Raw genomic sequence first — 23,844 nt, 5'->3', positions numbered from 1 at the left:
GTACCGGGGCGCCCTATGCGCTCCGGGGCATACACGGATGCGAGCCGGATCGGCTCTTTTCGGGGATGGGCCGGATTGCCCGCCCCTCGATGATGCGGCGCCGATCGTTCAGCGCCGGATAGCGGGGCATTAGCATATGATTGAATGCCCCCGATGACAAAAGGGCGCCCGGTGGGGCGCCCCTTTTCGACTGGTTATTTGCGAATACCCAGTTTCGCGATCAGATCGGCATAGCGACCATGATCTTTCTTCTTCAGATAGTCGAGCAGGCTGCGCCGCTTGTTGACCAGCATCAACAGGCCGCGACGCGAATGATTGTCCTTCGCATGCGTCTTGAAATGTTCGGTCAGATTGGCGATGCGTTCGGTCAGGATCGCGACCTGAACTTCGGTCGAACCGGTATCGCCTTCGCCGCGACCATGTTCCTTGACCAGCGCGTCCTTGCGCTCTTGCGTAATCGACATATCAATTCATTCCTTCGACATCGCGTTACAGATTGAACCCGCGAACGACCCGGACCGTTCGGTCCGTAACCTCCACCAGCGCGACCGGCACATCGTCCAGCATCGCGAAGGCAGGGCCGTTGTCTGCGGTGATCCCGTCCAGTTGCTGCCCCTGTCGGAGCAGCCCCGCCTGATCGGGGTCGAGGGCAAGAGCCGGGATGTCGTCCAGCCCTGTCCTTATCGGCAGGCAAATATCCTCAAGGGCGCGGGCCTTAGCGGCTTCAGCCAGTTTGTCCAGCGAAATCGCCGATTTGAGGTCGAATGCGCCCGCCTTTACCCGGTGCAACATGGTGACGTGGCCGACGGTATCAAGCGCATGGGCGATATCGCGCGCCAGGCTGCGGATATAGGTGCCCTTGGAAACATGCGCGGTGAGGGTGACGCTTTCAAGCTGCGCCTCCCCGCCACGGGACAGCGAACAGCGCAGCGAATGCACCGTCACCCGCCGCGTCGCCAGATCCACCGCACCGCCCGCGCGCGCGATGTCATAAGCGCGCTTGCCCTCCACCTTCAGCGCCGAAAAGGCAGGCGGCACCTGATCGATCGATCCCGTGAAGCTTGGCAGCATCGATTCGAGCGCGGCGCGCGTCGGGCGACGATCGCTCGTCGCGACCACCTGCCCCTCGCCATCCAGCGTATCGGTCTGTGTGCCAAAGCGCAGGGTGAAATCATATACCTTGTCGCTGTCGAGCATCCGTCCGGCCAGCTTCGTCGCCTCCCCCACCGCGATCGGCAACACGCCGCTCGCCAGCGGGTCGAGCGTTCCGCCATGCCCGACCTTGCGCCGGGGATAATCGCCGGTGCGCAGCGCGCGCTTGACCGCGCTTACCGCCTGGGTGGAACCTAGGCCCACCGGCTTGTCGAGGATGATCCAGCCATGCATGGCCCGCGGCCCTAACGCCTCTTCGCCGCGGCGTCAGCTTCCTTCTTTCCCCGGTGGGACAAGACAGTATCCATGGCGGGCAAGCGGCAGGTCGCGCAGCCGCGCCAGCCGTGCATTGCTGGCGGCGTAGCGGGCGCGGGCATAGGCAACCGTATCATGCCCCAGGATAGCGCCGGGGCACTGTCCCGGCCTGCCCGATGGCAGCACCGCCTTCACCGCGTGGCGCATCGCCGTCCAGCCGGGAATGTCGATCGCCACCGTCTTGTCGACCACCGACTGGCGCGTGAAAAGATTCACGCCGCGCAGCAGCCACAGGCTGGTCCGGCCCATCGATGCATTGCGCCGTCCGGCCGGAGCCGCCTGCAAATCGAATTCCACGCCCAGTTCGCGTTCCATCCGCGCGAGCAGGCCCGCGCGATCGCTGCGCAGTTCCTCATACAGATAGACATGCACGTTTTCGCGCCCGAACAGCGAATCATAATAAGCGATCAGCCGGTCGAATTCGAAATGGCTGAAGCAGAAACCCGGCGCCTTGTAGCGATAGCGCAGCGCCCCACGGCGATGTTCGGTCGGGAACAGATAGCGGCGCGGTCCATGCGTCCCGCCGCCGGCGACATATTGGGCATAGGTCGCGCGCAGCAGGTCAACCTGATTGCGGATGAACACCACGATCCGGGCATCGGGAAACACCGCATGCAGTCGCCGGGCGACTTCAGGCCCCATCAGCCCGTGCAACCCGGCATTGTGGATATAGCCGCTCAGATTTTCTTCGCAGATCGCGACCGGGCGGTTGCGGGCGTCACATCCCAGCTCCCGGCGAGCGGCCTGCGCATCGAAGCACAGTCCCGGCTGATCGAGCAGCGCTGACCGTGCCAGCTTGCGCGGCACGAATTCATGGCTTCGCGCGCCGGGCCAGACCGATCGCTGGAACCATGTCGTCGCGGTTTTGTGATACCCGATCTGGACGACGGGTCTCAGGGAAGCAGGTGTTGGGTCCATAGGGAAAGGATAGTCGCGGCTATTTCCCCTATATTGCCAATGGTCCGCGTCGTTACGTGCCCGAAACGGGTTCAGCGATGCCTTTACCGCCATATTGCGGCGGCTTCGCGCTGCGCACGATGCTTTCGGCACCGCATACCCGCTCCGGCTGCGACAGGTCGAAAACATGCGAAAAACGGTCGAAACTGCCGTTACTGTCGGTCGTATAGCCGATCGACATGCTGGTCATGTATTTGAGGCACGGCCCGCTCAACCGGACGTAATACCAGCGCAACCTGCTGTCCTGAACATAGAGCGAGGAATCGTCGGTTCCACGTGTCCAGTTGCGCAGGCCGCCATTGCTCGCAAAGGCGATGCTGACCTGCGGCCGTTTGTCGACCGGAACCGGCGACTGGGCATTCTGCGCGGGCGCGAATGCGAGCAACAGGGCGAACATCATCACGACGCTTCTTCTATACGCCCTGTGCTGAACCCCGGCTGACCGGGACTCGTCCCGGCGAGCGCTTCGGAAAAGTGGCGGCGGCACAAAGCGATATAGCGGTCGTTGCCGCCGATCTCGGTCTGTGCGCCCTCGGCAACCGGTTCCCCCCGGCTGTCGACGCGAAGATTCATCGTCGCCTTGCGCCCGCAGCGGCACACCGATTTCAGTTCGACCAGCGCGTCGGCGATCGCCAGCAGCCGGGCTGAGCCGGGAAACAGTTCGCCCTGAAAATCGGTGCGCAGGCCATAGGCAAGCACGGGGATGTTCAGATCATCGCACACCCGGGCAAGCTGCCCCACCTGTCCGGCGGTAAGGAACTGCGCCTCATCGACCAGCACGCACCCGGTCGCGCGCTGCTTCCGGTCGGCGGCGATCGCGGCGAACAGGTCGGTATCGGGTGCGAACACATGCGCGGCGGCGGCCAGCCCGATTCGCGATGCGATACGCCCTTCACCCGCCCGATCGTCGATCGCGCTGGTCCACAGCATCGTCGTCATGCCGCGCTCGCGATAGTTGAAATCGGCCTGCAACAGCGTGGTCGATTTTCCCGCATTCATCGACGCATAGTAGAAATAGAGCTTTGCCATATTCCGCCTGCTAGCGCGCGCAGAGTATGCGCGGAAGTTGTCAAAGTTCAGACTATGTCCCGCCTACCTGCCCATCAATCTCGCCCCGCAATGACGAGGAGGTGCAAAGGCTACATTGCGCTCGGCGGGCAGCGTCAGCCCTTGTCGCCGTCCTCATCGTCGAGGTCCTGCGCAATCTTGGGGTCGCGCAGAAGCTGCTCGATATGGCTCGCTTCCTCGAAACTTTCATCGGCGAGGAATTTCAGCTTCGCGGCGTATTTCATGCGGATGCGGTGCGCGACTTCGCGCTGAAGATAGGCAGTGTTGGTACGCAACGCCTTGAGCACCGCGTCTTCATCCTTGCCCAGCAGCGGCTTCACGAACACCGTCGCATGGCGCAGATCGGGCGACATGCGTACCTCGGTGACGCTGACCATATACCTGGCCAAGGTCTCGTCATGCACGTCACCGCGCGAAAGGATTTCACTCAACACATGGCGCACCTGCTCCCCGACGCGAAGCGTGCGAACCGACTGCGATTCCGCAGAAGAGGATTGGTGAGCCATGTCTTTCATCCACCCACGATAAAATACGCGTCATTACGAAGAGCCAAGGCGACGAAGTGATCCAGCGGCGCGTGTTGCGCATTGGCCTGCTTTACCCGCTTCACAACGACGGCGATCAAAATCCGGGCGCAAGTACCGCTTGCGCCCGAACCTTTTACAGCGTGCGTTCGCGCATCTCGACTTCGAAGGTTTCGAGATAATCGCCCGGCTTGATGTCGGTAAAGTTCTGGGTGAACGTCACACCGCATTCGAGCCCTGCGCGCACTTCGGGGACATCGTCCTTGAAGCGGCGAAGCGACGCGATTTCGCCACTGTAGATGATGACATCGTCGCGCGTGATGCGTGCCTTGAGCGCCTTGCGAATCGACCCTTCGGTGACCAGCAGGCCGGCAGCCTTGCCGTGCTTGCCTGCCGAGAAGACCTCCTTGATCTCCGCACGGCCGACGACCGTTTCGAACGCTTCGGGGCCAAGCTCGCCCGCCATCCCGGCACGGATATCGTCGGTCAGGTCGTAGATGACGTCATAATATTTGAGCGCCACCGACTGCCGTTCGGCGATTTCGCGCGCCTTTGCATTGGCGCGAACGTTGAAGCCGATGATCGGTGCTCCGCTTGCTCCGGCAAGCGACACGTCGCTTTCGGTAATCCCGCCGACGCCGGAATGCAGGATGCGCACCCGGATTTCGTCGGTCGAAATCTTGTTCAGTGAACCGATGATCGCTTCGACCGTGCCCTGCGTATCGCCCTTGATAACGAGGGGATATTCAATCGCCTGCTTGTCCTTCAGCGCGCTGAACATGCTTTCCAGGCTTGCCGGGGCCTGGGTCGTGCGCTTCTGCTGCATCACGCCCTGGCGATATTCGGCGATCTCGCGCGCCTTGGTCTCGGTATCGACGACTTGAAGCTGATCGCCCGCCATCGGCACGCCCGACAGGCCGAGCACTTCGACCGGTGTCGACGGGCCAGCCTTTTTCACCTGCTTGCCCTTGTCGTCGATCATTGCGCGCACCTTGCCGCTTTCGGCGCCGACGACGAAGATGTCGCCAACCTTCAGCGTGCCGCGATTGACCAGAATCGTCGCGACCGGACCCCGGCCCTTGTCGAGCTTCGCCTCGACCACCGTGCCTTCGGCGGCGCGGTCGGGATTGGCCTTCAGTTCAAGCAGTTCGGCCTGAAGCTGAATCTTGTCGAGCAGATCGTCAAGACCGGTCTTTTTCAGCGCGGATACTTCCACGTCCTGAACGTCGCCCGACATTTCCTCGACGATGACTTCATGCTCCAGCAGGCGCTCGCGCACCTTTTGCGGATTCGCCTCGGGCTTGTCGCACTTGTTGATCGCGACGATCATGGGAACGCCGGCGGCCTTGGTATGATTGATCGCCTCGATCGTCTGCGGCATCAGCCCGTCATCGGCGGCAACCACCAGCACCACGATATCGGTCACATTCGCACCGCGTGCGCGCATGTCCGAAAAGGCTTCATGACCCGGCGTGTCGAGGAATGTGATCTGCGACTTGTCCTTCAGCGTTACCTGATAGGCACCGATATGCTGCGTAATGCCACCGGCTTCGCCAGAGGTTACACTGGTTCCGCGCAGCGCATCGAGCAGGCTGGTCTTGCCGTGATCGACATGGCCCATGATCGTGACGACCGGAGCGCGCGGCTTCAGATCCGCTTCATTATCTTCGGTCGTGTCGAGTTCCAGCTCGACATCGGCGTCGGACACGCGGCGGACATTATGACCGAAGTCGGTGACCAGCAGTTCGGCGGTATCCTGATCGATGGTCTGGTTGACGGTGACCGCCATGCCCATCTTGAACATCGCCTTGACCAGGTCTGCGCCCTTTTCCGCCATGCGGTTGGCAAGTTCCTGAACGGTGATCGCTTCGGGCACCTGCACGTCGCGCACCTGCTTTTGCTGTTCGCCACGCGAACCGCCGGTGTGCGACCGCTTTTCCTTTTCACGCGCGCGTTTCAGCGCGGCAAGGCTGCGTGCCCGTGCACCTTCCTCGCCCCCAAGCGCGCGATTGACGCTCAGCTTGCCCGAACGCCGATCCTCGCGCTCCTTTCGCCCACGGCTCTCCTTGGCCGGGGTTTCGCTGCCGCGCTTGGGCGCATTGTCGCGCGCGGCCTCTGCCTTCGGCTTGGGCTTCGGCTTGGGAATTTCAGGCCGCTGAACGGGGGTGAACCTGCGCGGCGCGGGCAGGTCAGGATCGCGCGTGAGATTGATCTGCTGCGGCTGCGCGGGCGCGGCCGGAGCAGCGGGCTGCGCCGCCTTGGCCTGTTCTGCCTGTTTTGGCGCTTCGGCCGGCTTCGGCGTTTCGGCATTCGCGGCAGGCTGCGCCGTTTTGGCAGCATCCTGCTCCGCCTTTTCGGCCTTTTTCGCTTCCTCGGCCTGACGCGCGGCGTCCTCTTCGGCCTTGCGCTTTTCCTCGGCACGACGGCGTTCGTCCTCGGACGCCTGCTGCTTTTCCTGCTCCTCACGGCGGCGCGCTTCCTCAAGCGCGTTCATCCGCGCTTCCTCGGCCTCGCGAAGCAGCTTTTCCTGAAGTTCGCGGCGCGATGCCGCGTCCGCCGCCGGCTTGGGCGCGGGCGTCGGGGCAGGCGCCGGCGCTGTCGGCTTCTTCGCCTGGGGAGCGGGCGCGGGCGTCGGCGCCGCGTCATCGCGCTGCTGCTCTTCGCCCGGACGGCCGAGCACGCGGCGCCGCTTCACCTCAACCACGACCGTGTTCGACCGGCCATGGCTGAAGCTCTGCTTCACCTTGCCCGTCTCGACGGTGCGCTTGAGGCCCAGCGTGCGTGCGCCCAGTTTCGGCTTTTCGTTGTCCGTATCGCTCATCCGGTTACTCAAAATCCTTCGTTTTCTTTAACGCCAGCGGCCCCCAATGCCGATGCGCCCTGCGAGCCTGTTTCGCAAGGGACGGTCGCGCATTCGGGTCCGATAAAGTGCAGCCAGCGATCGAGCGCCTCGCGCACCCGCCTCGCCGCCTGGGCGTCGGTCAGCCCGGCATGTACCACATTCTCGCGGCCAAGGGCCAAGGACAATATGGTGCGTGACACGGGCAATGCCAATCCCTTCAGCCCGGAACCTTCCGATTCCGATCCGACACGCCATGCCTGGGCCAGCTTTGCCGCCCCGTCGGCCCGCGCATCGCCAGCATGCAACAACATGTGCAGCCTGCCCGCGCGCGCCGCTTTTTCGATCCGTTCGGATCCCGTGACCAGATGCCCCGAACGCGCTTCCAGCCCCAGCCGGTCGAGCGCGCCGCGTTCCAGCGCCGCGGCAATCCGATCGCCGAGATCGCCGGGCACCGACAGCTTCGCGCCCTTGAAGGCGCGGGCAAGCGCGCCGCGCAATTTCCCCTTGGCCTGCGCCATTTCCAGCTCGACCTTCGACACGCCGATCCACGCGCCGCGCCCCGGCGCCTTGGCGCGGACATCGGGCAGCACCTCGCCCTCGGGCGATACGGCAAGCCGGATCAGCCCCTCGCGCGGAGCCTCCTCGCGCGACAGAACGCAGGTGCGGACGGGGGTGCTCATGCCACCACCGTCATCACCCACGCGTTCGTGTTGGCTTAGGGCCGCATCATTGGTCGGAGTCCGCAACTGCGTCCTCCTCCGCCGTATCCGGCGTCTGCTGATCGTCGGCCGAAGCCGCGTCTTCGTCTTCGAACCAATGCGCGCGCGCGGCCATGATAATCTCGTTGCCCTGTTCTTCGCTAAGGCCATATTCGGCGAGCACGCCGCCCTTGTCCTCGGCGCGCTTGGGCGCATTTTCATTGCGACGGCGCGGCTCCGCACGCTTCTTGGCGACCAGTTCGTCGGTGGCGAGATCGGCCAGATCGTCGAGCGTCTTGATCCCCGCCTTGCCCAGCGTGACCAGCATTCCCTCGGTCATATAAGGCATGGTGGCAAGATCGTCCTCGACGCCTAGCGAACGGCGCTCCTCGCGATTCGCCTCTTCGCGGCGTTCAAGCGCTTCGGCAGCGCGGCTTTGAAGTTCCTGCGCCAGTTCCTCGTCAAACCCTTCGATACCGGCCAGTTCGTCGATCTCGACATAGGCGACCTCTTCCAGTTCGCCGAACCCTTCGGCGACGAGCAGCTGGGCAAGCGTTTCATCGACGTCGAGTTCCTTTTCGAACATCGCCGAGCGCTCGACAAATTCCTTCTGCCGCTTCTCGCTGGCATCGGCTTCGGTCAGAATGTCGATCGCCTTGGCGGTAAGCTGGCTGGCGAGACGCACATTCTGCCCGCGACGGCCGATGGCGAGGCTTAGCTGGTCGTCGGGAACCACCACCTCGATCCGCTCTTCCTCCTCGTCCAGCACAACGCGCGCCACATTGGCGGGCTGAAGCGCGTTGACGACGAAGGTCGCAATGTCCTCCGACCAGGGAATGATGTCGATCTTCTCGCCCTGCATTTCCTGCACGACTGCCTGAACGCGACTGCCCTTCATGCCGACGCACGCGCCGACCGGGTCGATCGATCCGTCATGGCTGATCACGCCGATCTTGGCGCGGCTGCCCGGATCGCGCGCCGCCGCCTTTATCTCGATGATGCCGTCATAGATTTCGGGCACTTCCTGCGCGAACAGCTTCTTCATGAAGTCGGGATGCGCGCGCGAAAGGAAAATTTGCGGCCCGCGATTTTCGCGGCGAACGTTCAGGATCAGCGAACGCACGCGATCGCCGACGCGGACGACTTCGCGCGGAATCTGCTGGTCGCGGCGGATAACGCCTTCCGCCCGGCCCAGATCGACCACGACATGGCCGAATTCAACCCGCTTGACGACGCCGGTGATGATTTCGCCGGCACGATCCTTGAACTCTTCATATTGCCGTTCGCGCTCGGCGTCGCGGACCTTCTGGAAAATGACCTGCTTCGATGCCTGCGCCGCGATCCGGCCGAATTCGATCGGCGGCAACGGATCGACGATGTAATCGCCGACGGCCGCGCCCTTTTGAAGTTTCTGCGCGTCCTTGACGCTGACCTGCTTGAAATAGTCGTCGACCGCCTCGACCACTTCGACCACGCGCCACAGGCGAAGGTCGCCGCTATTGGGGTCCAGTTTCGCGCGAATGTCGTTTTCCGCGCCGTAGCGCGCGCGCGCCGCACGCTGGATGGCGTCTTCCATCGCCTCGATGACGATCGCCTTGTCGATCAGCTTTTCGCGCGCGACGGCGTCGGCGATGGCGAGCAGCTCAGCCTTGTTGGCGGAAATCGCGGTGGCCATGGGGTCAGTCCTGTCCTTCTTCGATAAATTCGTCCGCGCCCTCCATGGAGAGCGGCTGCGCGGCGGCAATCAACCGGTCGGTCATCACCAGCTTGGCATCGCCGATATCCGAAAGCGGCAGCAGATGCTCGCCGCCATCGGCATCGGTAATTTTCACCGCGCCGTTTTCGACTCCCGCCAGCACGCCCTTAAAGGCGCGGCGCCCGTCGCGTTTTTCGGCAAGCGTGATTCGCGCGTCATGCCCCTGCCAGGCTTCGTAATCCTTCAGCCGGGTGAGCGGCCGGTCGATGCCCGGCGACGATACTTCCAACCGATAGGCATGGTCGATGGGATCGCGCCCTTCGGCCTCCAGCGCGTCGAGCATGTCCGACACGCGGCGCGAAAGCGCGGCGCAATCATCGATGGTGAGCTGCCCCGTCTCGGGCCGCTCCGCCATCACCTGCAACGTGGAATCCGATTCGCTGCCGAACATCGTCACGCGCACCAGGTCGAAGCCGAGGGCGCTTGCCTCCGGTTCGATCAAGGCGGTCAGTCGGGCGATATCGGTCATGCGGCTCCTGAATACATAGCGTCGGCGCCGCCGCAGACCGGTTGGCCTGCGGCCTCTATCAACGTCACCGATGTAGAGAAGCGCGGTATTCATATAGGCCATGGCGCATCGCGCGGCAAGCCCCCATGCGCGAATGCAAAAGAGATTGGGATACGATCCGTCCTGCCATATGTTTCGCCTGTTATCAGCCCGTTGCCCCGGAGGATGCCATGCGCGCCACCCGCGCGACCCACACGCACCTGATTCACGCCTCGTTGTTCGCGCTCGCTGCCTGCTCGTCGGGCACTTCGTCCGGACAGGGCAGCGTGGCGACCCCCACTCCCACTCCGGCGACGGGGCAAACCCCGGCCCCCGACGCGACCGGAACGCCGGTATCCTTCCCCGCATCGGATGCCCCGTTCACGCTGCAAAGCTATGCCGCATTCGATAATCCCTTTGCCGTTGCCTTTCTTCCCGACGGGCGCGCGCTGGTCACCGAAAAACCGGGCAAGGTGAAGCTGCTTGGCCCCGGCGGTCAGCCGGTCGATGTCGCTGGCGTTCCTGCCGTCGAATATGGCGGCCAGGGCGGGCTGCTCGACATCGCCCCGGCGCCGACCTTCGCACGCGATCACGGCATATATCTCAGCTATTCCGAACCGGGCGACGGCGGCAGCGCGCTCGCGCTCGCCCATGCGACGCTGGACGAAAGCGGCGGGACGCCCCGCCTTGCCGATCTGAAGGTGCTCTTCCACCAACAGCCCCCCGGCGACGGCGGACAGTTCGGCAGCATCATCGCCTTCGCGCCCGATGGACAGTCGCTGTACCTCTCCTCCGGCGAGCGGCAGCGAAAGACCCCGGCGCAGGACCCGAACAGCGCGATGGGCAAGATACTGCACATGACGCTGGACGGACGGCCGGCGAGCGACAACCCCTATGCCTCAGACGGCGGCGAGCGCGCCTATATCTGGTCAAGCGGACATCGCAATCCCTATGGCCTGACCTTCGATTCCTCAGGAAATCTGTGGGAGATCGAGATGGGGCCGAAGGGTGGCGACGAACTCAACCTGATCCTGAAGGGCAAAAATTACGGCTGGCCGGTCGTTTCGAACGGCGACAATTATGACGGCTCGCCGATCCCCGATCACGACACGCATCCCGAATTCGAAGCGCCGAAACTTTGGTGGAATCCCTCGATCTCGCCCGCCGGGCTGGTGATCTATTCGGGCAGCGATTTCCCGCAATGGAAAGGGTCGGCGATTCTGGGCGCAATGTCGGGTCAGGCGCTGGTGCGCGCATCGCTCAACGGAACCAGCGCGGCCAAGGCCGATCAATGGGATATGGGGATGCGCATTCGCGACGTGGCGCAGGCGCCCGACGGATCGCTGTGGCTGCTTCAGGACGGCGATGACGGCAAGCTGATGAAGCTCGTACCCAAAGGCTGAGGGCGTCAGCCCCGGTCGATCAGCAGGTTCATCCGTGCCCCCGCGATCGGCCGGTCGGCTTCCTCCTGCCACGCGCGCGCCTCGACATTGGCGATCCGCGTTCCCAGCCGGATCACGCTGCCACGCGCACGGGTCGGCTTTTCCCGTCCGCCACGCATATAATCGACGGTTATGTTGACCGGCTTCACCCGCACACCATCGCGGTCGCCCCCATCATCGCCCAGCGCATGATACAGCGCCGCGATCGCCGCCATTTCCAAAAGCCCGCCGATCGCACCGCCATGGACAAAGCCGGGACGCCCGACGACATCAGCGACGAAGGGCATTACCAGCACCGGCGGGCTATCCCCGCACGCCTCGATCGACAGGCCAAGCAGTTCGGCATAGGGCGGCAGCTTCATGCCGCCCCCGTCAGCATGAAGGTTCCCGCGACATGCGCGATCGGATCGTCGTCATCACCGTCATGCGCGTGGCCGCGCACGAACGCTATCGACCGTGTCAGGCGATAGCATTCGCCGCGACCGGTCACGGTTTCCCGCGGCCGCGCGGGGCGCAGATAATCGATGCGCAGGTCAAGCGTCGCATGCGGCACCATCCCGCCGCGCTTCAGCCAGGCCGCAGTGCTGCACGCCATGTCCATCAGCGCGAGGATCGGTCCCGACGCGATCACGCCGCTCGCTTCATCGCCGATCAGCCGGGCGTCATAGGGAAGTGCGAGTTCGCACCAGTCCGGCCCGTGCGCACAATAGCGCGTGCCGATCGCATTGCCGTGCCAGGCATAGGGCATGGCGAACAGCGCGGACGGATCGAACGGAACTGGCTTCGCCTCAGGCATCGCCCATGCCTACCCCCCGACCCGGACGGGCGCAATGCGTGGCCCGAAATGCCGCCTCCATTGGTCCGAACCCTTCGCAGCACCGTCATCGCACGGTGATATTACACCATTTGTAACTTCGTTCGTCCGGCGCAGCGCCATAGGCGAAAGCGTGTTTCAAAACCCCACGAAGGAACTTGCCATGCAGCGCCTGACCCTGACCGGAAGCGACGTCGTTGACCTTCCGGTCCCCATTGCACTTTCGGGGGCAATCGCCGACGGCGTGATGGGCGACAGCATCCTTGAGATCATCGTGGCGGTCGCCACCGCCTGACATGATCGCGTCAGCGCCGCTGGGCGCGCTTGCTAAACGCATTGCAGATGCGGCGGATGCCGGACAGGCGGCGGCGCTGATCGAAGCCGAATTCGCTCGCCCCGGCCGGATCGGCCAATGGCTCGACCCAATGCTGGCGCGGCTGCGCACCGATCCGCTTTACCAGCCACCGCTTTCGGCGAAGCGCGATGCCGCGCGAACCTCGCTATTGCTGTTCGAAAGTCCCGAACTGATCGTGTCGGCGACCATCGGCCATTACGGCGCTACGCCGCAACCGGCCCGCACCATCACGCTTTCGGGACGCGTACAGGTTACCGCCTATCCGTCAGCGGCGGGCGCAACCCTTCATCGCTGGCGACTGGGCGGAGACCGGCTGGCGCATGCGGGGCGCTTCCCCCTCGCCGATGGCGATATCGTTCGCTGCGACGGTCGGAGCGAAGGGCATTTTGTCGAACCGGCCGCGCATGGGCAGATCGTCGCGCTGACCGCGGCGATTCGTATCGGGGCGCTGCCCGTGCTGCGCGAATATTCGCGCCGTGACGGTCATCTGCTTCGCACCGGCACCGCCGACAGCGACGCTTCCCGAAGGCAAATGCTGCTGATGCTGCTTCGCGCTACCGGGGATAACCGCGCAGACGAAGCGTTCGACCATGCCAGTCGCCACGATGCTTGTTTCCTGCGGTGGGAAGCGATGCGCGAATGGCTGGGCCATGACGCACGCGCCGCGCTGCCCCGGCTTCGGGAGATGGCGGCAAGCGACCCCGAAGCGATGCTGCGCGCCTCGGCCGGTGAAATGGCACGGCGGGTGGAGGCGCGACTGGCGGAAGCATCGTGCCCCGCCTGATCGACACCAGCGATACGCCCGCAATCGACTTCGACGCTTTCACCGACGCGCTGGATGCAAGCACGATCGACATCGCCGACGAAGCCGCGTTCGCCACCCTCGCGCCGCTGCTCGCCGCGCTGGGCAATAATCGCGACTTCCTTGCCGACGCCGCGCTTGAGGCATTGAAGCGGGACAGTGTCGCCTTGCCCGAACAGCGATACGGCCCGCAGGTCCTGCTGCTGCGCCCGCCCGATTCACGCTTCGTGCTGCGCGCCAATTTCTGGCCCGCAGCCGATGATGCGGTGATGCGCGCGAGCGGGCCGGAAAGCTTTTTCTACGGCGTCGCGCATAACCATAATTTCGCCTTTCTGACACATGGCTATCTCGGCCCCGGCTATGAAAGCGACTATTGGGCGTTCGATCCCGGCGGCGAGCCCGGCGAGCGTGCCGGGCTGCGCTTTCTGGGGCGCGAACGACTTGCGCCGGGAACGACGATGCTCACCTTCGCGCATCGCGACGTGCACCGCCAGCTTGCACCCGCCGCCTTTTCGGTATCGCTCAATATCCTGGCGCGCGCACCGGGCGCAAACTGGCGCGATCAGTATCTGTTCGATGTCGACACGGACAGCATCGCGGGGCAGATGGCGGTGCTTCCTTCCGAAGCGCTGGTAACGCTGGCCGCGCATTGTTCGGATAACGGTCGCGACCTCGCGATGGATTTCGCCGCGCGCCACCCATGCGCCCGGATGCGCGCCGGCGCGCTCGCCGCCTGCATCGCCGCCAATGTTCCCGGCGCGATACGGCTGGCCGAACGGTCGGACGCCGCAATCCCTCCGGAACGGACGCGATCCCGGCTGCGCTAAACCGTATCCGTGCGTAAGCCCTGCGCGCATGGTCAGGGCGGTGGCGATCGACGTGAATCTTCCCGGCCTGTTCGGCGCGGCACTCGCGCGCGATCTCGACCCCGTACCCGCACGCACCGCCTGCCGCCGGTCGGCCTTGCTCACTCGATGGGATCAGGCCGCGCAATGCGCCGCTGCACGGATCAGGGTGTTGCGCGAAACGGGATGGGCCGGTCCGCTGATGCTGGTCGCCGAAAACGGCATGGCGCTTCCCGATGCGCTTGACGCGGGGGCGGACGACGCCGTCGTAGCCAGTGCGAGCGCATGTGAAATCGCTGCCCGGCTGGCACGGCTCGCGCGGCGCAATCCCCCCGGCACGGTGCGTGTCGGCGACCTGACGCTGGACATTATCGCCAAGCGGGCATTTCGCGGCGGCCACCCGCTCGCGTTGCTGCCGCGCGAATATGCGCTGCTCGCCTATCTCGCCGAACATGCCGGACGAACGGTCAGCCGTGCCGCGCTCCTCTCTGCGGTGTGGAACATGGATTTCGATCCCGGCACCAATGTGGTTCAGGTGCATGTTTCCCGCCTGCGTTCGCGGCTCGACCGGGGATTCGACAGGCCAATGCTGCATACCGATATCGGGAAAGGGTATCGCCTCGCCGCGCAGCACGCGGCATAACCACGGTTTTACCGCAATGGAGGCGATGATGGGCGAAGAACGGGTTTCGATTGCGATTGCGGACGGCATCGCCGATGTCCGGCTGAACCGCGCGGACAAGCTGAACGCGCTTGATCCCGCCATGTTCTCGGCGCTTGCCGGGGCGATCGACCGACTGGCCGACGAACCGGCACTGCGCGCCGTCGTCCTGTCGGGCGAAGGACGCGGCTTTTGCGCGGGGCTGGACATGGCGAGCATGGCGCAGGGCGGATCGGACGCCGCCCTGCTGGCGCGCAACCATGGCGATGCGAATCTGGCACAGCAGGTCGCCTGGGGTTGGCGCAAGCTGCCCGTGCCGGTGATCGCAGCGGCGCAGGGCGTTGCGTTCGGCGGCGGGCTTCAAATCCTGTCGGGCGCCGATATCCGCTTCGCCGCGCCCGACACGCGCTTTTCGGTCATGGAGATGAAATGGGGCATCGTCCCCGATATGGGCGGATTTGCGCTGTGGCGCGGGCTGGTTCGCGACGATGTGCTGCGCGAAATGGTCTATACCGCGCGCGAATTCGACGCAGCGTCGGCGCAAACCTATGGCTTCGTCACCCATGTCGCCGATGACCCGCATGAAGCGGCGCTGACGCTCGCCCGCCAGATCGCTGACCGCAACCCGCATGCGATTCGCGCGGCCAAGCGTCTGGCGAACCTCGCCCCCGAAGCGCGCGCCGCCGACATTCTGATCGCGGAGAGCGCGGAACAGCAAAAACTGCTGCGATCGCCCAACCAGATGGAGGCGGTAATGGCCAATATGCATAAGCGCGCGCCCGATTTCACCGACTGATCCGCCCGCCGAACGGTTGCAACGCCATCAGGCCACGCTAGGCTGCACCTTCCATACCGAATGTTCAAAGTCTTCCTGAAGGGACCGTCATGCGCGAAGCTGCAATCATCGCCACCGCCCGCACCGGCATCGGCAAGGCCTATCGTGGCGCGTTCAACGAAACCGAAGCGCCGGTGCTCGGCGCGCATGTCATGAACGCGGCGATCGAACGGGCAGGAATCGACCCGGCGCGGATCGACGATGTCTTTTGGGGCGCTGGCAACCAATGGGGCACCAGCGGCGGCAATGCCGGACGCATGGCGATCTTCGCGGCAGGGTTGCCCGAAACGATTCCCGCCTTCACGCTCGACCGCAAATGCGGTTCGGGCCTCACCAGCCTGGCGCTCGCGGCACGATCGATCATGTGCGACGAAATCGATGTTGCGCTGTCGGGCGGCATGGAATCGATCAGCCATACGGTCACGAAGGACGCGCCGCGCCATGCCAACAAGTCGGTGCTGGCGAACGAACCGCACGCATACATGCCGATGATCGAAACGGCGGAAATCGTTGCCGAACGCTATGGCATCGGTCGCGCCGCGCAGGACGAATTCGCCGCGATCAGCCAGCAGCGCGCGGCAGCGGGCCTTCAAAACGGCGCTTTTGTTGAGGAAATCGCGCCGATCACCGTCGCAAAGGCGGTGTATGACAAACAGGGCAACCGTACCGGCAGCGAAACCGTGACGCTGAACGCGGACGAAGGCATCCGTCCCGGCACCACGGCTGAAATCCTGTCGGGCCTGAAACCAGTATGGAAAGATGGCGCGGTCATCCGCGAAGGCAGGAACGTCACCGCCGGCAATGCCAGCCAGTTGTCCGATGGCGCGGCGGCGCAGATCGTCATGGACCGCAAAATGGCAGAGGCGGAAGGCCGCGACATTCTGGGCATCTATCGCGGGTTTCAGGTGGCCGGGTGCAGCCCCGATGAAATGGGTATCGGTCCCGTCTTCGCGGTGCCCAAATTGCTCGACAGGGCGGGACTGTCGGTGTCCGATATCGGCCTGTGGGAAATCAACGAAGCGTTCGCCAGCCAGTGCATCTATTGCCGCGATGCGCTGGGCATCGATCCGGAACGGCTCAATGTCGACGGCGGCGCGATCGCGGTCGGCCATCCCTTCGGCATGACCGGTGCCCGTCTGGTCGGCCATGCGCTGATCGCGGCGCGAAAGCGCGATGTGCGCTGGACGGTAGTGTCGATGTGCACCGCCGGCGGAATGGGGGCGGCCGGCCTGTTTGAAATCGTGTAGGATGGCGAAGCAACCGGTTCGGCGCCGCCGCCGGACGAACGGAAGGCGTGAAGCATGACCACCGCACTCATCACCGGCGCGTCGGCCGGACTTGGCGTCGAATTCGCGCATGCGCTCGCCGCGCGCGGCCACGACCTGATCCTTACCGCACGGCGCGGCGACCGGCTTGTCGACCTCGCCGCCGCCATCACCGATCGCCACGGCGTCGCCGTCACCGTGCTTCCCGCCGATCTGGCGCGACCGGGAGCGGCGGCGGCATTGATCGACCAGATCGCCCGGCGCGATCTTGCCGTCAATGTGCTGATCAACAATGCCGGGTTCGGCGCGAATGGTGCGTTCGCAGGCGAGGACCCGGCGAAGCTCGACGCGATGCTAGACCTTAATTGCCGCGCGGTGATGGACCTTGCCCGCCTTGTCCTTCCCGGCATGGTACAGATGCGTTCGGGCGCAATTCTAAACGTCGCATCGACCGCCGCTTTTCAGCCGGGGCCGTGGATGGCGCTCTATTACGCGACCAAGGCGTTCGTGCTCAGCCTGTCCGAAGCGCTGCATGAAGAAGTGCGCGAATCGGGCGTCACCGTCACCGCGCTATGCCCCGGGCCGGTCCGCACCGAATTTTTCGACATCGCCGGCATGGGCGACAATGCGCTGTTCGAACGCTTTGCCAGCGATGCGAAAAGCGTTGTGCGCGACGGTCTGAATGCGCTCGATGCGCGCGACGCGGTCCGCATTTCGGGCTGGCGCAACCGAATGGTTGCGCTTTCCGTTCGCTTCGCCCCGCGCGGTTTCGTCCGCCGTACCGCCGCATCGCTGCAACGATCGCGCTGAACCGGAACGCGCCGCACCCCTCGCTGGTTTTAGTTTGTCCGGCCGTTTGAAAAGGAAAGCAAATGCGTATTGCCCTGCCGCTCATCGCCCTGCCGCTCGCGCTCGCCGCCTGTCAGGGAAGCGATGACGGCGCGAACATCGCCGATACGGACAGCGACGCTGCGAACCTGGTTGCGCCGATAAATATCACCGCGATCGCGGCGGGCGCGACCCCAACCCCGACCGCCGATCCGATCAGGCTTTCGCAAGACGATTCGGTGCTCGATTTCGATTATACCGTTCCCGCAGAAGCCGCGGCGATTCCCGCCCTGCGCCAGCGCCTTTTGGACCGGGCAAAATCCGATAAGACCGAAATGACCAAAGATCATGCGCACTATGCCAGCGAAATGCGCAAGGGCGGGTTTCCGGTGCACCCCTATGGCCTCACCACCACGTGGAAAACCGTCGCCCAGACCAATCGTTTCCTAGTGCTGGTTGCGGAAGGGTATCGCTATATGGGCGGGGCGCATGGCGGGGATTTTTACGAACCGCTGGTCTGGGACAAGACGAAGGACAGCCGGGTATCCTTCGGCGATCTGTTCACTGACAAGGACAAGGCGCTCGCAACCATTCGCCAACCTTTTTGCGACACGCTGAACCGAGAACGCGCGAAACGACGCGGCGGTGAAGGCATTGGCAGCGGCTGGGAAACCGAATGCCCGCCCTTTGACAAGATGATTACGCTTGCACCCGCGCGCACCGTCGGCGGCAAGTTCGCAAGGATCGGCGTGTGGATTCCCGCCGATGTCGCAGGGTCGCATGCCGAGGGCTCGTACAGCTTCGATCTCGTTATCCCCAAGGCGATGGCCGCGCTGGTAAAGGACGATTACGCCGCGTCCTTTCCCGGCACCATCGACTAGTGCGGCCCCGCGGGGGCGGGAGAAATCTGATGCGTGCATGATAACCGATGGTTGCCGGATCGCCGCATCGCTGCGCTCCTTACGGTACAGGCGCTGAGTGATGCTCTCTGCACCTTGGTATCAGTCGTCTTCCCGCTTTGCGCCATCAAGAAGCGCCTCGCGCTTCGCCTTTTCGGTTTCGTCGCGCGCGCGTTCGGCTTTGGTGCGGCCGAACGCGGCGCGGTTGGTCTCGGCGGTCGCCGCCTTTGCGGCCCGCGCGCGTTGCTTGCGCGCGGTTCGCAGGTTGACGACCTCTCCCATCAGTCGGCGAACAGCAGGACAGGCGTTTCGAGCAGTTTCTTCAGCGCCTGAACATAGCTTGCCGCGTCATAGCCATCGACAACGCGGTGATCGCACGAAATGGACAGGTTCATCAGCTTGGCGCGAACGATATCGTCGCCCTGGAATACCGGGCGTTCGACGATCTTGTTCGGGCCGATGATCGCGACTTCGGGGCGGTTGATGACCGGCGTGGTCGCAATGCCGCCAAGCGGGCCGAGCGAGGTCAGCGTAATCGTGCCGCCCTGCATCTCCTCCGATTTCGCTTTGCCGCTGCGCGCGGCTTCGGAAAGGCGGCCGATCTCGCTCGCAAGCTGCCACACATTCATGTCCTGCGCATCGCGAAGCACTGGCACCATCAGCCCGGCATCGGTCTGCGTGGCCATGCCCATGTTAACCGAGCCGGAGCGCGTCACCACGCCCGCTTCATCGTCATAGCGCGCGTTGAGCATCGGGAAATCCCGAAGCGTGCGGCAAATCGCGACGATGATGAACGGCAGCACCGTCAGCTTTGGCCGAGATCCGCGATTGGCGTTAAGGCTTGCGCGCATCGCCTCCAGCTCGGTCACGTCGATTTCGTCGACATAGGTGAAGTGCGGGATGTTGCGCTTCGACGCGGCCATGTTCTCGGCAATGCGGCGGCGCATGCCGATGACCTTGACCGTCTCGTCGGCCCAAGCCCGCTCGGCATGCGGAGCATGATACCCCTGCGCGCCATTATAGCGCAGATACGCGTCGAGATCGCCGTGGCGCACGCGGTCGGCGTCGGTCGCGACATCGGCAAGGTCGATGTTGAGGTCGCGCGCGCGCTTGCGCACCGCTGGCGAAGCGAGGACGGAACGGTCCTGCCCCGAACCCTCGCCCCCGTTCGGGCTGAGCTTGTCGAAGCCCGGCTCTTGCCTTTCCACCGATCGCGAAGAAGAGGACGGCGCTTCGACAGGCTCAGCGCGAGCGGGTTTGGACAGCGTTTCCGCTTCCTCGCGAATTTCGGCGTCCTGCGCGTGCGTCGTCGCGCTTGCCTCAACCTCGCCTTCTGCCTCGACGCCCGGCGTTTCGGCCGCGACCTGTTCTTCTTCGGCTTCGGCCGCCGTTTCCTCGTCGGTTTCGATGACGACGAGCATCGATCCGATCGGAACCTGATCGCCCTCCTCGCCCGCGACCTCGACGATTGTGCCTGCGACCGGGCTTTCCATTTCGACCGTCGCCTTGTCGGTCATCATGTCGGCAAGCTGCTGATCTTCCTCGACGGTATCGCCGACCTTGACGTGCCATGCGACGATTTCGGCTTCCGAAATGCCTTCGCCGATATCGGGCAGTTTGAACGTAAAGCGTGCCATCAGACTATCATCCTGAAATTTTGCGATGAGGACGTCATGCGTCCTTCATGATTTCCTTGAGCGCCTGCCCGATGCGAACCGGGCCGGGAAAATAGGCCCATTCGAGACTGTGCGGATAGGGCGTGTCGAACCCGGTGACGCGCAGGATCGGTGCCTCCAGGTGATAGAAGCAGCGTTCCTGAACCGTGGCGGACAGTTCGGAGCCGAACCCTTGCGTGCGCGTCGCTTCATGCACGATCATGCACCGGCCGGTCTTCTTCACGCTTTCGACGATCGTGTCGATGTCGAGCGGGACGAGCGTGCGCAGATCAATAATCTCCGCATTGATGCCGGCATCCGCCACGCTGTCGGCGACGACATGTACCATCGTGCCGTAACAAAGGATGGTGACGGCATCGCCTTCGCGCACCACTGACGCCTTGCCCAGCGGGATGCGGTAATAGCCGGTCGGGACTTCGCCGCCCGGATGGTTCGACCAGTTCTTCGCCGGGCGGTCCCAATGACCGTCGAACGGGCCGTTATAGATGCGCTTGGGTTCGAAGAAGATGACCGGGTCATTATCCTCGATGCACGAAATCAGCAGTCCCTTTGCATCATAAGGCGTCGCCGGAATGACCGTTTTCAGCCCCGAAACATGGGTGAAGATGCTTTCGGGTGACTGCGAATGCGTCTGCCCGCCGAAAATACCGCCGCCGAACGGCGAACGCACCGTCAGCGGCGCGATGAATTCGCCCGCAGAGCGATAGCGCAGCCGCGCCGCCTCACTGACCAGCTGGTCGAGCGCGGGGTAGATATAATCGGCGAACTGGATTTCGGGAACGGGGCGCAGGCCATACGCGCCCATGCCGATCGCCACGCCGATAATGCCGCATTCGGTGATCGGCGTGTCGAACACGCGGGTTTTGCCATATTTCTTCTGCAACCCCGCGGTCGCGCGAAAAACGCCGCCGAAATAGCCAACATCCTCCCCCATCACGACGACATTCTCGTCGCGGCCCATCATCACGTCCATGGCGGAGTTCACCGCCTGAATCATGTTCATCCGTGCGGTGTCGCCCTCGCGCTCCGGGGTGGGGGCGATGCGCGCTTCTTCGCTGGTGATATCGTTCATTGCCCGGCCCTCACTTCGCGTCCCAGGGACGGCCAGAGGCCTGTTCCTCGGCAATCATCTGCGCCTGTTGTTCCTTCAGGTGCCAGGGCATTTCCTCGTACACACCTTCAAACATGGTTTCGAATTGCTGGTGCAGGCCATGGCCGAGAATGCCGTTCTTTTCGGCTTCCTTCTGCGTCTTGCGGACCAGATCGGCGCATTCCTTGTCCATCGCCGCCTGACGATCCTCGTCCCATGCGCCAAGGCCGATCAGATGATCTTTCAGCCGCTTTACGGGGTCGCCCAACGGCCAGCTCGTCCATTCCTGCGCGCTGCGATAGCCGGTTGGATCGTCCGAGGTCGAATGCCCCTCTGCGCGATAGGTGAAGTGCTCGATCAGCGTCGGTCCCTGATTGGTGCGTGCGCGCTCCGCCGCCCACAGCGTCGCGGCATAGACGGCGAGCGGATCGTTGCCGTCGACGCGAAGCCCGGCAATGCCGTATCCGATGGCGCGCGCGGCAAAGGTCGTGGCCTCAGCACCCGCAAATCCCGAAAAGCTTGAAATCGCCCATTGGTTGTTGACGACGTTCAGGATGACCGGCGCGCGATAGACGCTGGCAAAGGTGCAGGCCGAATGAAAATCGCCCTCCGCCGTCGATCCTTCGCCGCACCAAGTCGCGGCGATCCGGCTGTCGCCCTTCGCGGCGCTCGCCATCGCCCATCCCACGGCCTGCGGATATTGGGTGGTGAGATTGCCCGAGATCGAGAAGAACCCGTCCTCGCGTGACGAATACATGATCGGCAACTGCTTGCCTTGCAGCTTGTCGCCCTTGTTCGAATAGATCTGATTCATCATTTCGATCAGCGGATAGTCGCGCGTGATCAAAATGCCCTGCTGGCGATAGCTGGGGAAACACATATCGTCGCGCGCCAGCGCCATCGCGGCGGCAACCGACACCGCTTCTTCGCCGGTCGACTTCATATAGAAGCTGGTCTTGCCCTGACGCTGCGCGCGGAACATCCGCTCGTCAAAGGCGCGCGTCATCGCCATGTTGCGCAACATTACGCGAAGCCGGTCAGGGTCGAGACGCGGGTCCCACGCCCCCACCGCCCTGCCGTCTTCATCGAGCACGCGGACCAGGCCATAGGCAAGCTCGTGAAACCCGTCGGGCGAATCGCCCGGTTCGGGGCGCCGCGCGGTTCCGGCGGCGGGAACCGCAATATCCGAAAAATCGACATCATCGCCGGGCCGGAATTTCGGCTCAGGAACGTGCAGCGATAGCTGCGGTCGGTTGGCGCGCTGATGGTCGCCGGTCATCGTCTCTCCAAACTTATGTGCGAGTCCTTCAAAGCGGTGCCCCGGACTCGGTTCCTGCGCTTGTTATAAAATTTCAAACGACTTGGCGAGACCCATGTCGATCGGCAAAGCGGCAATGCCGGGCGGCGCAGTGATCCGCGCTCGTATTCAGGCAGAGACGACCTGCTGTTCGATCACGCCGAAAATCGGATGATGCCGGTCATCCTCCATCCATATTCGCACGCTGTCGCCTGGTTTCAGGAAGCCTGTCTTTGCGCTGCCCCCGCGAATCGTTTCGACGGTGCGCAACTCGGCAAGACAGGTATAGCCGACCCCGCCTTCGCCGACCGGGCGCCCCGGCCCGCCATCGCTGTCACGGTTCGATACCGTTCCCGATCCCACGATCGTACCCGCACCCAGCCTGCGCGTTTTTGCGGCATGCGCGATCAGCATGCCGAAATCGAAGGTCATGTCCTCGCTCGCCAGCGGATGGCCGAACGGTTCGCCGTTGAATTCGATCATCATGCGGCGGGCGAGCTTGCCCTCCCGCCACCACTCGCCCAGCGAATCAGGGGTGACGAATACGGGAGAAAAGGCGCTGGCAGGTTTCGAATGAAAAAAGCCGAACCCCTTGGAAAGCTCGCCCGGAATCAGCCCGCGCAGCGACACATCGTTGGTCAGCCCGACCAGCCGGACCGCCGAAAGCGCCTCTTCCCGGGTTGCCCCCATCGCCACGTCGCCGGTCACGACCACGACCTCGCCCTCGAAATCAGCGCCCCAGCCTTCATCGCTCAGCGGGATTGCGTCGCGCGGGCCCAGAAACGCGTCGGATCCGCCCTGATACATCAGCGGGTCGGTCCAGAAACTTTCGGGCATCTGCGCCCCGCGCGCCTGCCGGACCAGCGCGACATGGTTCACATAGGCGGACCCGTCCGCCCATTGATAGGCACGCGGCAGTGGCGACGCCGCCTCATGTTCGTGAAACCGCTCACGCGGGATAACCTCATGCGCCAGATCGGTTGCCAGATTGCGAAGCGCCGGTTCGTGCCTGTCCCAATCATCGAGCGCCGCCTGAAGCGTGGGCGCGATATGGCCAGCATCGGCGTACCACGCCAGATCATCCGAAACGACGACCAATCGACCGTCGCGTCCCTGTTTCAGGCTGGCGAGCTTCATTGCGGCATCCTCTTTCTGTTTGTTTCCTCGCTCCCACATAACAGGGAACACGGCAAGCGGCTGCGCGGTTGACAGCCATCACAACCCCACGCATCGCAT

Annotated in this window: 26 protein-coding genes; 9 read left to right on the top strand and 17 right to left on the bottom strand. The window is 63.9% G+C overall.

Annotated features, from left to right (window positions below):
* Positions 1 to 194: 194 nt before the first annotated feature.
* The 10 genes from rpsO to rimP all read right to left on the bottom strand — a co-directional run bounded on the left by rpsO (position 195) and on the right by rimP (position 9,781).
* The gene (rpsO, locus tag KY084_RS04665; protein WP_219237274.1) at positions 195 to 464 is read right to left on the bottom strand and encodes a 30S ribosomal protein S15; all 270 of its coding nucleotides are present in this window, start codon (positions 462 to 464) and stop codon (positions 195 to 197) included.
* Positions 465 to 489: 25 nt separating this feature from the next.
* Entirely contained in the window at positions 490 to 1,386 is an 897-nt protein-coding gene (gene truB, locus KY084_RS04660; RefSeq protein ID WP_219237273.1) for a tRNA pseudouridine(55) synthase TruB, read from the bottom strand.
* A gap of 33 nt (positions 1,387 to 1,419) precedes the next feature.
* Positions 1,420 to 2,274 carry a sulfotransferase gene (locus KY084_RS04655; protein ID WP_219237272.1) on the bottom strand — a complete coding sequence of 285 codons (855 nt, stop codon included), beginning with the start codon at positions 2,272 to 2,274 and terminating at the stop codon, positions 1,420 to 1,422.
* 163 nt (positions 2,275 to 2,437) lie between these two features.
* Positions 2,438 to 2,824, bottom strand: coding sequence for a DUF6491 family protein (locus KY084_RS04650; RefSeq protein WP_246586901.1), 387 nt, complete (start codon positions 2,822 to 2,824; stop codon positions 2,438 to 2,440).
* Positions 2,824 to 3,453 carry a thymidine kinase gene (locus KY084_RS04645; RefSeq protein WP_219237270.1) on the bottom strand — a complete coding sequence of 210 codons (630 nt, stop codon included), beginning with the start codon at positions 3,451 to 3,453 and terminating at the stop codon, positions 2,824 to 2,826. The genes KY084_RS04650 and KY084_RS04645 overlap by 1 nt, the downstream gene beginning before the upstream one ends.
* Positions 3,454 to 3,587: 134 nt before the next feature.
* Positions 3,588 to 3,998: a 30S ribosome-binding factor RbfA gene (gene rbfA / locus KY084_RS04640; protein WP_219237269.1), complete on the bottom strand. Its 411-nt coding sequence runs from the start codon at positions 3,996 to 3,998 to the stop codon at positions 3,588 to 3,590.
* Between the two features lie 154 nt (positions 3,999 to 4,152).
* On the bottom strand, positions 4,153 to 6,837 hold the full coding sequence (infB, locus tag KY084_RS04635) for a translation initiation factor IF-2 (protein WP_219237268.1): 2,685 nt from the start codon (positions 6,835 to 6,837) through the stop codon (positions 4,153 to 4,155).
* 8 nt (positions 6,838 to 6,845) lie between these two features.
* Entirely contained in the window at positions 6,846 to 7,538 is a 693-nt protein-coding gene (locus tag KY084_RS04630; RefSeq protein ID WP_219237267.1) for a DUF448 domain-containing protein, read from the bottom strand.
* 46 nt (positions 7,539 to 7,584) lie between these two features.
* Positions 7,585 to 9,231, bottom strand: a complete 1,647-nt coding sequence (nusA, locus tag KY084_RS04625; RefSeq protein WP_219237266.1) for a transcription termination factor NusA — start codon at positions 9,229 to 9,231, stop codon at positions 7,585 to 7,587.
* Between the two features lie 4 nt (positions 9,232 to 9,235).
* Positions 9,236 to 9,781 carry a ribosome maturation protein RimP gene (gene rimP, locus KY084_RS04620; RefSeq protein ID WP_219237265.1) on the bottom strand — a complete coding sequence of 182 codons (546 nt, stop codon included), beginning with the start codon at positions 9,779 to 9,781 and terminating at the stop codon, positions 9,236 to 9,238.
* A gap of 209 nt (positions 9,782 to 9,990) precedes the next feature.
* On the opposite strand from rimP, the gene KY084_RS04615 reads away from it, so the two are divergent.
* Complete coding sequence (locus KY084_RS04615) at positions 9,991 to 11,202, top strand: PQQ-dependent sugar dehydrogenase (protein WP_219237264.1); 1,212 nt, start codon at positions 9,991 to 9,993, stop codon at positions 11,200 to 11,202.
* Positions 11,203 to 11,207: 5 nt separating this feature from the next.
* Here KY084_RS04615 and KY084_RS04610 read toward each other — a convergent pair whose 3' ends face one another.
* Together KY084_RS04610 and KY084_RS04605 are read right to left on the bottom strand one after the other, a co-directional pair.
* The gene (locus KY084_RS04610) at positions 11,208 to 11,603 is read right to left on the bottom strand and encodes a PaaI family thioesterase (RefSeq protein ID WP_219237263.1); all 396 of its coding nucleotides are present in this window, start codon (positions 11,601 to 11,603) and stop codon (positions 11,208 to 11,210) included.
* Complete coding sequence (locus KY084_RS04605; protein ID WP_219237262.1) at positions 11,600 to 12,037, bottom strand: PaaI family thioesterase; 438 nt, start codon at positions 12,035 to 12,037, stop codon at positions 11,600 to 11,602. Before KY084_RS04605 ends, KY084_RS04610 begins: the two co-directional genes overlap by 4 nt.
* 181 nt (positions 12,038 to 12,218) lie before the next feature.
* On the opposite strand from KY084_RS04605, the gene KY084_RS16565 reads away from it, so the two are divergent.
* The 8 genes from KY084_RS16565 to KY084_RS04570 all read left to right on the top strand — a co-directional run bounded on the left by KY084_RS16565 (position 12,219) and on the right by KY084_RS04570 (position 18,527).
* Positions 12,219 to 12,350, top strand: a complete 132-nt coding sequence (locus KY084_RS16565) for a hypothetical protein (protein WP_281421879.1) — start codon at positions 12,219 to 12,221, stop codon at positions 12,348 to 12,350.
* Position 12,351: 1 nt separating this feature from the next.
* The gene (locus KY084_RS04600; protein ID WP_219237261.1) at positions 12,352 to 13,194 is read left to right on the top strand and encodes a hypothetical protein; all 843 of its coding nucleotides are present in this window, start codon (positions 12,352 to 12,354) and stop codon (positions 13,192 to 13,194) included.
* The gene (locus tag KY084_RS04595; protein ID WP_219237260.1) at positions 13,182 to 14,039 is read left to right on the top strand and encodes a transposase; all 858 of its coding nucleotides are present in this window, start codon (positions 13,182 to 13,184) and stop codon (positions 14,037 to 14,039) included. Before KY084_RS04600 ends, KY084_RS04595 begins: the two co-directional genes overlap by 13 nt.
* A gap of 40 nt (positions 14,040 to 14,079) precedes the next feature.
* Complete coding sequence (locus tag KY084_RS04590) at positions 14,080 to 14,700, top strand: winged helix-turn-helix domain-containing protein (protein ID WP_219237259.1); 621 nt, start codon at positions 14,080 to 14,082, stop codon at positions 14,698 to 14,700.
* 25 nt (positions 14,701 to 14,725) lie between these two features.
* Positions 14,726 to 15,514 (top strand): crotonase/enoyl-CoA hydratase family protein, encoded by a 789-nt coding sequence (locus tag KY084_RS04585; RefSeq protein WP_219237258.1) that lies wholly within the window; start codon positions 14,726 to 14,728, stop codon positions 15,512 to 15,514.
* An 89-nt stretch (positions 15,515 to 15,603) separates the two neighbouring features.
* Positions 15,604 to 16,800 carry an acetyl-CoA C-acyltransferase gene (locus KY084_RS04580; RefSeq protein WP_219237257.1) on the top strand — a complete coding sequence of 399 codons (1,197 nt, stop codon included), beginning with the start codon at positions 15,604 to 15,606 and terminating at the stop codon, positions 16,798 to 16,800.
* 54 nt (positions 16,801 to 16,854) lie between these two features.
* Positions 16,855 to 17,628, top strand: coding sequence for an SDR family NAD(P)-dependent oxidoreductase (locus KY084_RS04575; RefSeq protein WP_219237256.1), 774 nt, complete (start codon positions 16,855 to 16,857; stop codon positions 17,626 to 17,628).
* A 62-nt stretch (positions 17,629 to 17,690) separates the two neighbouring features.
* Positions 17,691 to 18,527, top strand: a complete 837-nt coding sequence (locus KY084_RS04570) for a DUF4163 domain-containing protein (protein ID WP_219237255.1) — start codon at positions 17,691 to 17,693, stop codon at positions 18,525 to 18,527.
* Positions 18,528 to 18,647: 120 nt separating this feature from the next.
* Here KY084_RS04570 and KY084_RS04565 read toward each other — a convergent pair whose 3' ends face one another.
* From KY084_RS04565 to KY084_RS04545, 5 genes are all read right to left on the bottom strand, one after another.
* Positions 18,648 to 18,827, bottom strand: a complete 180-nt coding sequence (locus KY084_RS04565; protein ID WP_219237254.1) for a DUF4169 family protein — start codon at positions 18,825 to 18,827, stop codon at positions 18,648 to 18,650.
* Positions 18,827 to 20,182: a dihydrolipoamide acetyltransferase family protein gene (locus KY084_RS04560; protein ID WP_219237253.1), complete on the bottom strand. Its 1,356-nt coding sequence runs from the start codon at positions 20,180 to 20,182 to the stop codon at positions 18,827 to 18,829. The genes KY084_RS04565 and KY084_RS04560 overlap by 1 nt, the downstream gene beginning before the upstream one ends.
* Before the next feature lie 34 nt (positions 20,183 to 20,216).
* Complete coding sequence (locus KY084_RS04555) at positions 20,217 to 21,224, bottom strand: alpha-ketoacid dehydrogenase subunit beta (protein WP_219237399.1); 1,008 nt, start codon at positions 21,222 to 21,224, stop codon at positions 20,217 to 20,219.
* A gap of 79 nt (positions 21,225 to 21,303) precedes the next feature.
* The gene (locus KY084_RS04550) at positions 21,304 to 22,590 is read right to left on the bottom strand and encodes a 3-methyl-2-oxobutanoate dehydrogenase (2-methylpropanoyl-transferring) subunit alpha (protein ID WP_219237252.1); all 1,287 of its coding nucleotides are present in this window, start codon (positions 22,588 to 22,590) and stop codon (positions 21,304 to 21,306) included.
* Positions 22,591 to 22,737: 147 nt separating this feature from the next.
* Positions 22,738 to 23,745, bottom strand: coding sequence for a fumarylacetoacetate hydrolase family protein (locus tag KY084_RS04545; RefSeq protein ID WP_219237251.1), 1,008 nt, complete (start codon positions 23,743 to 23,745; stop codon positions 22,738 to 22,740).
* Positions 23,746 to 23,844: the final 99 nt, after the last annotated feature.

The sequence above is a fragment of the Stakelama flava genome, from assembly GCF_019351405.1.
Lineage (GTDB): Bacteria > Pseudomonadota > Alphaproteobacteria > Sphingomonadales > Sphingomonadaceae > Sphingomonas > Sphingomonas flava_A.
This window is presented reverse-complemented; position numbering and strand designations above follow the sequence as displayed.